Raw genomic sequence first — 13694 nt, forward strand, 5'->3', positions numbered from 1 at the left:
GCCTATTTGTTTCTAGCAACTCGTAAACTCGACGAGCTTAAGCCAAGCTCACTCCAATTTACCCCGATTCGCTTTTCTCTTAGCATCCCTCTAAAATACATCCACTTTTACCGTCGCGACTTTAAAACGCCATCTAGTTGTTATGTCAAAGCTATTACATTCCGATTTATCCAGCCAGCCCTATGTCGGCCGCTTTGCGCCTTCGCCTTCGGGTGCCTTGCACTTTGGCTCGCTTATCGCCGCCCTAGGCAGCTATCTGCGCGCCCGCTCGCAACAGGGTAAATGGCTAATTCGCATCGAAGATATAGATCCACCGCGGGAAGTCAAAGGCGCCGCCGATGATATCTTACGCACCTTAGAAGCCTATGGGTTTGAGTGGGATGATGTGCCTCTGTATCAAAGCCAACGCACAGCGGCTTATCAAGCACAAATTGACTCGCTGCTCGCCCAAGATAAAGCCTATTTCTGCCAATGTAGTCGCAAGCAAATTCAAGCCATGGGCGGCGTCTACGATGGCCGCTGCCACCGATTGCCACAAACCCAGTCTGCAAATCTTGTTAGGTCGGGTGCGGTGCGAATCGTCAACACGGCGCAAGTGCAAGAATTTGATGACAATCTAATGGGCCATATTTGCGTTGATAGCCATTTTGCCGCAGAGGATTTCATCATCAAACGCAGCGATGGCCTGTACGCCTATCAATTGGCCGTGGTGCTCGACGATGCCTATCAAGGCATCACCGAAGTGGTTCGAGGCTGCGACTTAATCGAGGCCAGTTGTCGCCAACTGAGTTTGTATCAAAGCTTTGGTTTAGCCGCACCGCAATGGCTGCACTTGCCACTCGCCTGCATAAGTAAAGGCTTTAAGCTCTCAAAACAGAATCATGCACAGGCAATTGATACACTTAATCCACAGGCGAGCCTCAATGCGGCACTGGCATTTTTAGGCCAACAACCCGTTGAGACCCATGGTTCTGTGGCGCAAATGCTCGCTCAAGCCGTGGATCAGTTTCAATTATCCACTATACCGCAACAATCTGAGATACTGATCGAGCCCTGATATACTCATTAGGCCGCATTTGGTATATGATAGCCGCCAGATTTTTAATCAAATAACAGATCATATTTCGAGGTGTCCCATTTTTCGCCGTATCAGCCAATTCTGCAAACAGCTATTTGAAGACGCGCCTAAAACGACCGCTCCGACTCCAGCTCAGATTGAACCAACAACACCTGAACAAAGTTCCGGTGCTTTGAGTTTAGAGTTAGTACCAAGAGATGCCCATACCATCTCGCGCAAACAAATCAGCGAGAATGCCCTTAAGGTATTATACAGACTGAATAAATCTGGCTTTAAAGCCTATTTAGTCGGCGGCGGTGTACGCGATTTACTCTTAGGGATTGAACCGAAAGATTTCGACATAGTGACCAATGCAACACCGGAAGAAATCAAAAAATTATTCCGTAATTGCCGTGTTGTCGGTCGCCGTTTCCGCTTAGCGCACATTGTTTTCGGTCGCGATGTGATTGAAGTCGCCACCTTCCGTGGTCACCATGGCGAAAGCAATGAGAAAGTCTCGAAAGCCAATGCCGAAGGGCGTTTGCTGCGCGATAACGTCTATGGCGAAATCGATGAAGATGCCGAGCGCCGCGACTTTACCGTCAATGCCCTCTATTACGATATCAGCGATTACTCGATTCGCAGCTATGGCGGCGGTATGGCCGATCTCAAAGCGGGCACACTGAGACTCATTGGCGATCCAGAAACACGTTACCGTGAAGATCCGGTGCGTATGTTAAGAGCAGTGCGTTTCGCCACTAAACTCAACATGGGTATCGAAACCGTCACAGCCGCGCCGATTAAACAATTAGCGCCGCTGCTAAAAGATATTCCGGCAGCACGTATGTACGAAGAAGTGTTAAAACTCTTCTTTGCAGGTAAAGCCTTAGCCAACTTCGAACTGATGCAAGAATACAAGCTATTCGCACCGCTGTTTCCGCAAGTGGCCGCTCTGCTAAAAGATGATCCTAAAGGTACGACCATGAAAATGGTGCAAGCCATCATGAAGAGCACAGATCAAAGAGTTAACGAAGATAAGCCGGTCACACCTTCATTCTTCTATGCTGCGCTTCTCTGGTATCCACTGCGTCAACGCGCCGAAGATATCGCGGTTGAAAGTGGCCTGACGTTATACGATGCCTTCTTTGCCGCCATGGGCGATGTGATGGAGCAGCAATGCCAAACCATTAGCATTCCGCGCCGTTTTAGTACGCCAGCAAAAGACATTTGGCAGTTACAGTTACGCTTTGATCGTAGCCAAGGCACCCGTGCCTTTAAACTAATGGAGCATCCTAAGTTTAGAGCCGCATACGATTTACTCTTACTCAGGGGCGAAGTCGAAGCGGGTAATGTCGCTAAAAGTGCCGCTTGGTGGCAACAATTTGTCGAAGCCGATGAAACAGAACGTTTAGCCATAGCGCGTAGCGGCAGTAAATCGCCAAACCGCAACCGTAATGCCACCCAACGTCGTCGCCGTCCTCGCGCGCCGAATGCCGATGGTTCAGCGCCGACGAGCGCACCTAAAGCGAGTGGCACACCTAAAGTTAAAACGGCTGAATAATGCCACGCGTCTACGTCGCATTAGGCGCAAATCTTGAAAATCCCAAGGCGCAATTGGACAATGCCGTGACGGCATTGTCCGCCTTAGCCTTAGGCAATAGTCTCGTCGTTTCTCCCTATTACCATTCGACGCCCATGGGCGATGTCGTGCAACCCGATTATGTTAATGCGGTAGCGAGTTTCGATACTGATCTCATGCCATTAGCCTTACTCGATGCACTGCAGCATATTGAAAACACCCAAGGACGAATCCGCCTAGAACGTTGGGGGCCTAGAACCTTAGATCTCGATTTACTCTTGTATGGTAATGAGAACATTGACATTCCTAGACTCAAAGTGCCCCACTACGGCATGAAAACGCGCAGCTTTGTACTCGTGCCTTTAGCCTCAATTGCACCGGATCTGATTCTGCCGTGCAACACTGCCATCGACAGTCTTATCGATACAAAAATGTTGGCCGAGTTACAACAACTGGGCATTGATCATTGAAGTCCGTCCTCAGTTAGCTTATAACACCACTTCTATTTGGTTTGAAGATCATCCATATGTCTAAAATTACTAGCTCAACCCTGTTGAAATACAAACAGGAAGGTAGAAAATTCACGGCACTGACAGCCTATGATGCCAGTTTTGCCAGCGCGTTCGATAGCGAAGGTGTCGATGTGCTGCTGGTCGGCGATTCTTTGGGAATGGTTCTCCAAGGCCATGACGATACCCTGCCAGTCACTACTGCAGAAATCGCTTACCATACTCGCTGTGTTCGTCGCGGTATCGAACGTGCCCTGCTGATCGCCGATATGCCCTTTATGAGTTACGCCACACCAGAACAAGCCATGGTCAACGCCACTGAGTTAATGCAAGCTGGCGCGAACATGGTCAAAGTCGAAGGCGGACACTGGTTACTCGAAACAGTCACTAAGCTCACCGAACGCGGTATTCCTGTATGTGCCCACTTAGGCTTAACACCTCAGTCGGTTCATGTGTTTGGTGGTTTTAAAGTGCAAGGCCGCGATGCCGAAAATGCCCAGCGCATCCTTGACGAAGCTAAGGCTTTAGAAGCCGCGGGTGCTCAACTACTCGTAGTGGAATGTATCCCTGCGCCTCTCGCTTCGGCGATCACTCAAGCCTTAACGATTCCTGTCATTGGAATTGGCGCAGGCGCAGCGACCGACGGTCAAATCTTGGTGATGCATGATGTGTTAGGTATTTCAAGTGGTTATATTCCACGTTTCTCAAAAAACTACCTAAAACAAACCGGTGAAATTCGTTCTGCGGTACGTGCTTATATCGACGAAGTTGCCCAAGGAACCTTTCCTGGCGAAGAACACACTTTTAACAAATAACAGATTTATGCAAGGTAAGGTTCAATGATCACTAGCGCCCATATTGATGATATTCGCACTCAAGTGCGTGCATGGCGTGCCAAGGGCGAAACTGTCGCCTTTGTGCCGACCATGGGCAATCTCCATCGGGGACACATCACCTTAGTGAAGGAAGCGGCTAAACGTTGTGATCATGTGGTGGTATCGATTTTCGTCAATCCAATGCAGTTTGGCCAGAATGAAGATCTCGATGCCTACCCACGCACACTCGCCGCCGACAGTGAAGCCCTCACGGCTGCTGGCGCTGAGTTGCTGTTTACCCCAACGCCAGCCGTGATGTATCCCAAGGGCTTAGCGCAACAAACCTATGTTGAAGTGCCAGGTATTTCAGATCTGCTCTGCGGCGCTAGCCGTCCGGGGCATTTTCGTGGCGTTGCGACTATCGTCTGTAAACTATTCAACATAGTACAGCCCGATGTGGCACTCTTTGGCAATAAAGACTATCAACAGCTATTAGTCATTGAAACTATGGTTGAAGACTTGTCATTACCGATTGAGATTATCGGTGTTGATACCATACGTGAGGACTCAGGTTTAGCCATGAGTTCGCGCAATGGTTATCTCACCGCCGCAGAAAAAGCCGCGGCACCAGCGTTAAAACAGGCAATAGATGCTATGGCTGCAGGGATCAAACAAGGTCAGAGTGTTGATGCTGTCACCGAGCAAGCGAAAATCAGTTTAGTGGCGGCGGGCTTTACGCCGGATTATCTGGAAATTCGTCATGCCCACACGCTTGAGAAAGCGCAGAGCCAAGACCAAACCTTAGTCATTTTGGCCGCCGCCTATATAGGTAAAGCGCGACTTATCGACAACTTAAGGTTCGATCGCTAATCTCTTAAGCGTTATCAATAAATAAAAAGGAGCAGTCGCTCCTTTTTATTTACCCAATGACCGACCAGAAGCTATTTTCTTCTTTAGAATCAATCCAAGCGCCAAAAATTTGAAGCGTCAAAAAACTGGTTTTATCCCTAAATTTACGCCATAGTATGATGCAGATGTTAATTTAAGGTAAATGATTAGCGGCAGACATTGACGAGTGAATTTGACCTTCTAATGATGCATGGCTAATCCTTTAATTTATTGGGCTTAACAGCCGGTTAAGCCTAATAAAAAACGGTTATAAAGGCATAATAATGTAAACGTCATAATCATTATTTATCATGCTTAATCAAACAATTAAATCATAATAGCTATGCAAGTGTACAAAGGATTTGTGGCCTCATGGCAAGACTGATACTCACCCTAATTTGTGTTATTTTGCCCACTGCAATACAGGCAAATACCATTTATAAATGCCGTAAAGATGACAAAATTGTCTTTAGCCAAACCGCTTGTCCGCAGGAATTTAGCCAACATAAAATCGAATACCAGTTAGGGATAACGACTGAAGTAGACTCTGATAAAAGAGACATTCCTGTCGATCCCTTACACACTCTACTGAATAGTCGAACCATTTCTAAAGAAAAATTATTGCAGTTACTCGACGGCGAGATATATCGTCTTAAGCAGGAGAATAGCTATTTTGAAATTCTGCGCGCCAGTGAATTGCAGAAATTAGAACGTAAACGTTATTGGCAAAATAAAGAGAAAACCGATCCTGAATACATTAACGAAATGGACGATATCAATACTCGCTTCAATGCGTTAACTGTGAGTAATAACAGTGCGATGCAACAACTGAAAGACCGTAAAAGCCAAATCAGTACCGAAGCATTCCATGAAGAGTTAAAAGAACCAGAAAAGCACTGATCTCGCATAAAACAGTAGTATTAATCTTCTCTCTACCCCATTAAGGAATTCAATCATAATAATGGTTAATTTTCCGCTCACAGTAATGTCCCTTTGTTTAACCTAGGATTCATTACCGCAAGGACAAGAAGCCTGTTGTTGCACACAGGGTAAATGACATAGGTTGCTACAGTTAATTAAACTCCTCAGCAGTTTCTCGCTGGCACAAACGCGTACTTTTTTATCAAGAAAATGCAAACGCGATAGTCGATGTATTTCCCTTCACTTGTTATTGCATTGTTTAAAAAACAAATACTCTCTTCACAACAGATACGACTTAACTACTAGGACAACTAGGCTAGACCCCTTAAATAAAAACACGTCAATAAAAATATAAAATCTATTTAATCAATACGATATAAATACAACCATCATTTACCTTCCGTTAATCCTTTCTAGAATAAATACCCGTTTGGCCAATTGCGACATATTAACGGGACTCGTATCTTCAGGTCTGAATTTGGGGTGCAAGTTGCTTTAAGCAGCCCAAGATATTTGATGCAAGGAGTCACCCGTGCCAAATACCTCTATACGCTTTTTGGTGCCGCTGATCTTGCTCTGTAGTTGTATGACTTCAGCACAAGAGCTGAATGTCAACGAGTTACCCGTAACCCTTCAGGCATTACTGGAACGTTCCGGTCGCGATAACCTTATCGAGCTGGTTCAACAAGGCACTGCCAACCAAGGATTACTGTTCCAGTCAGGCAGCGATAACAAGGCCGATGTAACACAAGTGGGCAATGATAACGATGCGCTAATCACACAGATTGGTTCAAACAATGAAGTCCAACTACTGCAAGTCGGCAGTCAAAATACGGCTTCAGTGACACAAATTGGCAATGACAATCTCGTGCAACTGAACCAACTAGGAAGCGGCAATTTTTCGATTCAACAGATTGCGGACGGTGCTGCAATCTCAATAACTCAATATTAAACAGGGAGCGTCACATGAAATCACAAGCTAAAAAATCACTTATTGCTTTGGCCATTGCAACAGGTTTAAGCGGTCAAGCTTTTGCTGCCAGTACAGTGAGCGAAATTAGCGTAGTACAGTCAGGCCAAGCCCAAGACACTTTAGTCTCACAAACGGGTGGCCTTAACGCCGCTGCGGTTGTACAAACAGGTAGAGATCAAACCGCAACCGTCATCCAAGACGGTGTGTGGCATGAAGCGGCTATTAATTCAACGGGTGTTGATAACAAGGTCCAAATAACGCAACAAGTTGACTGGCATGTGGCAAGTGCAAATGTTGTAGGTAACAACAACAATGTAAATGTGTCGCAAGATGGTTTCTTTAACCAAAGCAGTAGCGATGTTACTGGCAACGATAACACGGTATTCGTTAACCAATTAGGCGAAGTCAACGAAAGCCAAGTTGAAATCACTGGCGCTGAAAACAGCGTGTTTGTTGAGCAAGAAGGCGACGCAAACTTTGCAGTTTTTCGCGTTGAAGGCAGCAACAACGACGGTAAAATCACACAAATCGGTGACAACAACCAAGCAGGTTTAATCGCTCTCGACTTAACCGCTAACGTGGGTAACAACAACGACGTTTCTGTTAATCAAGCGGGTAACAATAACTTTGGCGCAGCGAAAGGTATTGCAGGTAATGACAACACAGTAGACATGGTCCAAAAAGGTGATAACCATGTGGGCTTCGTTTACGCACTGGCCGGCAGCGATAACGATATTTCAATGGATCAAAAAGGTAACGGCAACACGGCTTACCTTGCGATGACTACGGGTGATGACAACAGTGTCGATATTACCCAAAATGGCAGCGGCAACACTATCGGTGATACTTTAGTGGCAGATATCCAAGGTGATGATAACGATATTACTATCACTCAAAAAGGCGATGTCAACGGTGCAGAGTTCCAAGTATGGGGCGATAGCAACGACGTTGACTTGAAACAAAAAGGCGATGCTAACTTCGCAACCTTTGGTGCATACGGTGCAGATAATGACTTCGATTTATCTTCTAAAGGCAATAACAACGAAATCGTTGCCTTCGCTGAAGGTGAAGATAACAGCATTGAAGTCAGCCAAGAAGGCGATGAGAACTTTGCTTATGTAGATGCCGTGGGTAGCGATAACGAAGTTGATGTTGAGCAAGATGGTGCTGAGAACGAAACATTGATTTCTGTTGCTGGCAACAACAATGCCGATGTCAGCGCACTTCAAAGTGGCGATCTTAACGTTATTGACCTGATTATTGAAGGTGATGAAAACACCGCGCAAATTACTCAATCAGGTAACGGTAACTGGGTAGGCGGCGATAACGACACTTCATTTGCATCAAATTCATTTGGCGTTAGCGGTGACAATAACAGCCTGTCAATCACTCAAACGGGTAATGACAACTTAGTGTTAGGTTCTCAAGCAGGCACTAACAACAGCATCAACGTGAACCAATCAGGCAATATGAACGTTGCCACTGTAGTGCAATACTAGTCAATACTGTTAAACCACCACAGCTAAACTCTTTGGTGGTGGTTTATAAAAAGGGTGTTAAACAAAAAGCGGGAATGTTTAAATAAACATTCCCGCTTTTCTATGTTGATATGCTAGTAATCATTAACATTAACCACTCACAGCGAAAAGCTAACGGCCAATATCTTTAACTGACTAACTGCACAGCTCAAAGTGAGTTTGATAGGTTTGCGCCCAACGTAAAAGCTCAACCCGATTACGAGACTGTGTCTTGCGGAAAATAGAAGAAATATGCGCCTTCACTGTATGTTCGCTGATACATAACCTATGAGCGATTTCTTTATTTCTCGCACCACTCGATACGAATTGAATGATAGTGCGTTCACGGGATGTCAGCATCTGCAGCATAGCCACAGTATCAGAGGGCATTTCATTATTACCTTCTAACTTTTGTACGACACGGCGGAACATTTTGCTTAGCAAAGTTCTATCGTACCAAAGTTCCTCTGCCACCATTTTACGTAAACCCGTTAACATCAGATCCATACGTTGATCGGCAAATAAAATGCCTCGAATGCCGAGTAACATTGCAGATTCTTGGTCTAAGGAGTCACGCTCAACTTGATACAGCGCCACAGGAAAATGTGACACTAATCGCGAAGCTAACAGAGGTATCCCTTTGTTATCTAATGCTGAACCTTTTTGGGTGATCAGATAAAAACTACGGCGACTCTTGTCTAAATCCAGTTCAGCCGCATGCTTTACTATACGCGTTTTCAAACCTATGGATTCAGCGAGTAACGCTAAATGACATGGCGCGGCCATTTGGTGTAAAAAAACCAATTCATTAATTGTGCTCAATGACTCTCCTCCCTGAAAAGTATTCTCTATTGCAAAATGGTATGTTTGACTCGTCTTTTTAGTTAGATTTTTCAACATTCCATTAACCTAGTTAATTCTGACTAGTTAACGATTGAAAAACATCACCCAAATGTACTATTCCCTGTTTAATGCTAGTAGGTTCGACTAACTCACCACAATAAAATGGAATAACAGTCAAAAATACCGTTTTACTTGGCCAACGCCCAGCACCTAATACTTTCCAACTATGACGTTATCAACCCAAAGTTGCAACACAAAGAAAACACAATAACAACACTAAAGTATGACAACTCAATGTCATCACACTCACACCATATATTTCAGGGAAGAAAGTCTTACAACTCGAACAGAGAGCATCACCCACTTTTAGCCGCTAAATCCTCTGCTTGAGTCTCGCGATTTGTTTATCTTGAAAACGAGACAGTAAAGCTAACGCGACAATTGCACCAATGAGGGCAAGAAACATGTCAGATTGGGTATCCCATACATAGCCTTGAGTCCCTAAAAAGGCTTCAGCCCCTTCGCCAGTTGCCACGGCAACCCACCATTCGATCAGTTCATAAAACGCCGAAAAAGCGAGTACAAAACAAGTGGCAAGAAACGCACACCAAGCCCCAGGTTTAACAGCTTGATTACGCAACATAATTTCACGGGCGAGCATGGCTGGGATAAAACCTTGCGCAAAATGACCCACTTTATCGTAATTATTACGTTCTGAACCCATCCAATCGGCAATCGTGTCGAATAACGGCACTTCAGCGTAAGTATAATGAGCGCCTACAAACAACACACAGCAGTGTATTAAGACGAGAAAATACACTAAAGGTGTCAGTGGAAAACGTTTGCGAGTAAAGAATAAAATCGGTACAGCAATCAATGCAGGCAAGGCTTCGAGCCACCACGTGAAAGGATCTGCGGGTTTTATCGCCGACCACACCAAAACTGAGAGGTAAATACCGCACCATGCGATTTTGTTATTCAATGTTTCTTCCTCTTATGCGATATTGTTCTAAATTTAGAATATTAACTTTAGCCATCTAGCCCTCCACACTGAGCAAAAAAAGTGCTACTTTGGTGGGTGAAGGTTGTGAGCATATCATAAGAAACATTTCTATTAATTAGAGGGTACCCATATCATGGCGAAACATTCGCTGGACAAGGATAAGATCAAGATCCTGCTGTTGGAAGGCGTCCACCAATCTGCGGTCGATGTATTTGAACGTGCGGGATACACCAATATCGAATACCACAAAGCTTCCTTAAGCGATGAAGCCTTACTTGAGTCCATTAAAGATGCGCATTTTGTGGGACTTCGTTCGCGTACCCAATTAACTGCTGAGGTGCTGAAACGTGCCGAGAAGTTAATCGCGATAGGATGTTTCTGTATTGGAACCAACCAAGTCGACCTTGCCACCGCCGAATCCCTTGGTATCCCAGTATTTAACGCTCCCTTCTCAAACACTCGCAGTGTTGCAGAACTCGTGATTGGCGAAATCATTATGTTGATGCGGGGTATCCCTGAACGCAACGCTATCGCTCACCGTGGCGGCTGGATGAAAACCGCAGCGGGCAGCTATGAAGTGCGTGGTAAAACCTTAGGTGTGATTGGTTACGGCCATATTGGTACTCAGCTTGGCATTCTAGCGGAAACCTTAGGTATGCGCGTCGTGTTCTTCGATATCGAAGACAAACTGCCACTAGGTAACGCACAACAAGTCCATTCGTTGGAACTCCTATTAGCACAAGCTGATGTAGTAAGCTTACATGTCCCTGAAACTCCACAAACAAAAGACATGATAGGCGCTGCCGAGTTTGCAGCAATGAAAAAGGGCAGCATCTTTATCAACGCATCACGCGGTACTGTAGTCGATATTGAAGCTTTAACCGTTGCGTTAAAAGAACGTCACCTCGCAGGTGCCGCAATCGATGTGTTCCCCGTTGAACCACAATCGAATGACGATGAATTTATCAGTCCTCTACGCGGTTTAGACAATGTTCTACTCACGCCGCACGTCGGCGGTAGCACGGCCGAAGCCCAAGAAAACATTGGTATCGAAGTCGCGGGTAAGCTCGCTAAATACTCAGACAACGGCTCAACCGTTTCTGCGGTTAACTTCCCTGAAGTGTCATTACCAACGCATAAAGGCACCTCACGCTTGCTGCATATTCACCAAAACCGTCCGGGCGTGTTGATCAAGATCAACCAAGCCTTCTCGGAAAAAGGCATCAACATCGCCGCCCAATATTTGCAGACCACTGCAGAAATTGGTTATGTCGTGATGGAAGTCGACACAACTCAAGCGGAAGAAGCCTTAGTTGAACTCAAAGCCATTGAAGGTACATTACGTACCCGCGTGCTGTTTTAAACTTTAAACTCCACTCGCTTTAAGCCTATCGACTAAAGCACACATAATAAGGCGCACAGATCATTCACAGATATGTGCGCCTTATGCTTTTGAGCCAACTGGAATTCCGTTACAATCTAGCCTCTCACATCGTCTTCATTTTCAGGATCTCGCTATGACTATTTCAGTTTCTACGCCCCATTGGGATCTGGACGCTACCTTGCCTCCACTTATGCTTGCCAACTTATCTCATTTGGGCCTCATCAAAGTCGTTGGAGAACAAGGCCGCAGTTTTATCCATGGCCAAGTGACCACAGATATCAGCTCATTGGCCACGGATCAATGGCGCTGGGGCGCGCATTGCGATCCTAAAGGTAAAATGCTGGCCAGTTTCAGAACCTTTGCCATTCAAGAGGCACTCTTTATGTTGATGCCAAAGGATGCCATCGAAATCGATTTACCCCAGTTACAAAAATATGCCGTGTTTAGTAAAGCCACCTTAAGCAATGCATCCGCTGAGTGGACTCTGCTCGGGGTTGCCGGTGAACAGGCAAGCCAATTCGTAAACAAACATTTTGGCGACATTCAGCAAGAGCTCACACTCATTGAAAATGGTGCGATTTTAAAAGACGCTGAACGTTTTATTTTAGTATTAACACCAGATGCCGCAGCAGCTTTAGTTGCGCAATCGGAAGTGAGTGTATTTGACGCAAATGCATGGCAAGCGTTAGAGATTGCAGCAGGTTACCCCAACCTTGCCGCCAGCCATGCCAGCCAGTACGTACCGCAGATGTGTAATCTACAAGCGGTTAACGGTATCAGCTTCAATAAGGGCTGTTACATGGGGCAAGAAACCATAGCACGCATGAAATATCGCGGTGGTAATAAACGCGCCCTGTATATTTTGCGCGGTCACACTAGTCTTCAAATCACCCTAGCATCAGGCCTCGAAATCGCAATGGAAGACAGTTTTCGCCGTGGCGGTCAAATCATTGAGTTTGTACAGCGTGGCAATCAAGTCTTGTTAACCGCCGTACTTCCTAATGACACGCCTAATGATACTCAGCTGCGTTTTGCCGACGATGAACAATCACATTTAACGATCCAAGCCCTGCCCTACTCATTAGATGAAGCGTAATACTTTGATTTAATATGATTAGTATAAAATATTGAAGCAGAATAAAGGCGCCAATGGCGCCTTTATCTTAGTCAATGCACTTCGAGCATCAATTTTCTAAATAAGTATCTCGAATGGCAATTGCTTCTGGCAGGATTTGCTTGAACTCCTCCACCAGCTTAGGATCGAAATGTTTTCCCGCTTGATTTTCAAATAGCTCCATAGTCGCTTCAATCGTCCAAGCCTGCTTATAAGGCCGTTGCGAAGTCAGCGCATCGAACACATCCGCAATCGCGGTGATACGCCCTTCAAGGGGGATTTCTTCGCCAACCAAGCCATTGGGGTAACCTGAACCATCCCACTTCTCATGGTGAGTTAAGGCGATACGACGGGCCATTTGCAATAACGGATCGCTATGTTCACCAATAATTTCTGCACCTATGGCGGCGTGCTGCTGCATAATTTCCCATTCCTGCGCATCAAGTTTCCCTGGCTTTTTCAGCACTGCATCGGGTGTACCGATTTTACCAATATCGTGCATAGGCGCCGCATTAAAAATCAAGTCACAAAAGGTTGTCGGTAAGCCGAGCTTTATCGCTAATATGCGGGCGTAATGACTCATACGCACAACATGTAGACCCGTCTCGTTGTCCTTGTATTCAGCGGCACGGCCAAGACGACGGATAATCTCGAAACGGGTTTCTTCTAATTCGTGAGTACGAACTTTAACTTGTTGTTCGAGTAGACGTTTTTGATCATAGAGCGCAAGATGCGTTTTAACTCGCGCTTTAACGACAGGCGCACTGACAGGCTTAGTAATGTAATCCACCGCGCCCAATGCAAAACCTTGGGCTTCATCAGCAATTTCAGATAAGGCGGTCACGAAGATCACCGGAATATGGCTGGTCAGCGGCTCTTGCTTTAGCAGCTTGCAGACTTCATAGCCATTCATACCAGGCATCATGACATCGAGCAGAATCAAGTCAGGCCGCGATTTTGTCACTAACGCTAATGCCCTTGGCCCATCGATCGCCACTTTGACTTTGTAATCATCACCTAGAATACCAATCAAAATATCAATATTCTCAGGTGTATCATCGACGACTAATATTGTTGCTTTTTCCATTAAC

Annotated in this window: 13 protein-coding genes; 10 read left to right on the forward strand and 3 right to left on the reverse strand. The window is 45.6% G+C overall.

Annotated elements, in window-relative coordinates; genetic code table 11:
* Positions 1-142: 142 nt before the first annotated feature.
* From gluQRS to ACHA99_RS03245, 8 genes are all read left to right on the forward strand, one after another.
* Complete coding sequence (gene gluQRS / locus ACHA99_RS03210; protein WP_393941006.1) at positions 143-1057, forward strand: tRNA glutamyl-Q(34) synthetase GluQRS; 915 nt, start codon at positions 143-145, stop codon at positions 1055-1057.
* A gap of 19 nt (positions 1058-1076) precedes the next feature.
* Positions 1077-2618 carry a polynucleotide adenylyltransferase PcnB gene (locus tag ACHA99_RS03215; RefSeq protein WP_173497280.1) on the forward strand — a complete coding sequence of 514 codons (1542 nt, stop codon included), beginning with the start codon at positions 1077-1079 and terminating at the stop codon, positions 2616-2618.
* Positions 2618-3106 (forward strand): 2-amino-4-hydroxy-6-hydroxymethyldihydropteridine diphosphokinase, encoded by a 489-nt coding sequence (gene folK, locus ACHA99_RS03220; protein ID WP_393941008.1) that lies wholly within the window; start codon positions 2618-2620, stop codon positions 3104-3106. Before ACHA99_RS03215 ends, folK begins: the two co-directional genes overlap by 1 nt.
* Positions 3107-3162: 56 nt before the next feature.
* Positions 3163-3960 (forward strand): 3-methyl-2-oxobutanoate hydroxymethyltransferase, encoded by a 798-nt coding sequence (gene panB / locus ACHA99_RS03225; RefSeq protein WP_393941010.1) that lies wholly within the window; start codon positions 3163-3165, stop codon positions 3958-3960.
* Between the two features lie 24 nt (positions 3961-3984).
* The gene (gene panC / locus ACHA99_RS03230) at positions 3985-4830 is read left to right on the forward strand and encodes a pantoate--beta-alanine ligase (protein WP_173246722.1); all 846 of its coding nucleotides are present in this window, start codon (positions 3985-3987) and stop codon (positions 4828-4830) included.
* Between the two features lie 390 nt (positions 4831-5220).
* Complete coding sequence (locus ACHA99_RS03235; protein WP_212600465.1) at positions 5221-5748, forward strand: DUF4124 domain-containing protein; 528 nt, start codon at positions 5221-5223, stop codon at positions 5746-5748.
* Between the two features lie 553 nt (positions 5749-6301).
* On the forward strand, positions 6302-6721 hold the full coding sequence (locus ACHA99_RS03240) for a curlin (RefSeq protein ID WP_105251518.1): 420 nt from the start codon (positions 6302-6304) through the stop codon (positions 6719-6721).
* Between the two features lie 14 nt (positions 6722-6735).
* Positions 6736-8241: a curlin gene (locus ACHA99_RS03245; protein WP_393941014.1), complete on the forward strand. Its 1506-nt coding sequence runs from the start codon at positions 6736-6738 to the stop codon at positions 8239-8241.
* Positions 8242-8415: 174 nt separating this feature from the next.
* Here the strand turns inward: ACHA99_RS03245 and ACHA99_RS03250 are convergent, their stop codons facing one another.
* Both ACHA99_RS03250 and ACHA99_RS03255 read right to left on the reverse strand, forming a co-directional pair.
* Positions 8416-9081 carry a LuxR C-terminal-related transcriptional regulator gene (locus tag ACHA99_RS03250; protein WP_014611267.1) on the reverse strand — a complete coding sequence of 222 codons (666 nt, stop codon included), beginning with the start codon at positions 9079-9081 and terminating at the stop codon, positions 8416-8418.
* 394 nt (positions 9082-9475) lie between these two features.
* A complete protein-coding gene (locus ACHA99_RS03255; protein ID WP_105251516.1) occupies positions 9476-10084 on the reverse strand; it encodes a DUF2238 domain-containing protein in 609 nt (202 codons plus the stop codon).
* A 154-nt stretch (positions 10085-10238) separates the two neighbouring features.
* Between ACHA99_RS03255 and serA the strand changes: the two genes are divergently transcribed.
* Positions 10239-11468: a phosphoglycerate dehydrogenase gene (gene serA / locus ACHA99_RS03260; protein WP_105251515.1), complete on the forward strand. Its 1230-nt coding sequence runs from the start codon at positions 10239-10241 to the stop codon at positions 11466-11468.
* A 154-nt stretch (positions 11469-11622) separates the two neighbouring features.
* On the forward strand, positions 11623-12585 hold the full coding sequence (gene ygfZ / locus ACHA99_RS03265) for a tRNA-modifying protein YgfZ (RefSeq protein WP_393941017.1): 963 nt from the start codon (positions 11623-11625) through the stop codon (positions 12583-12585).
* Positions 12586-12673: 88 nt separating this feature from the next.
* Here ygfZ and ACHA99_RS03270 read toward each other — a convergent pair whose 3' ends face one another.
* Positions 12674-13690 (reverse strand): two-component system response regulator, encoded by a 1017-nt coding sequence (locus ACHA99_RS03270; RefSeq protein ID WP_028759378.1) that lies wholly within the window; start codon positions 13688-13690, stop codon positions 12674-12676.
* Positions 13691-13694 lie beyond the last annotated feature (4 nt).

The organism is Shewanella sp. S23-S33 (assembly GCF_043359565.1).
GTDB lineage: Bacteria > Pseudomonadota > Gammaproteobacteria > Enterobacterales > Shewanellaceae > Shewanella > Shewanella oncorhynchi.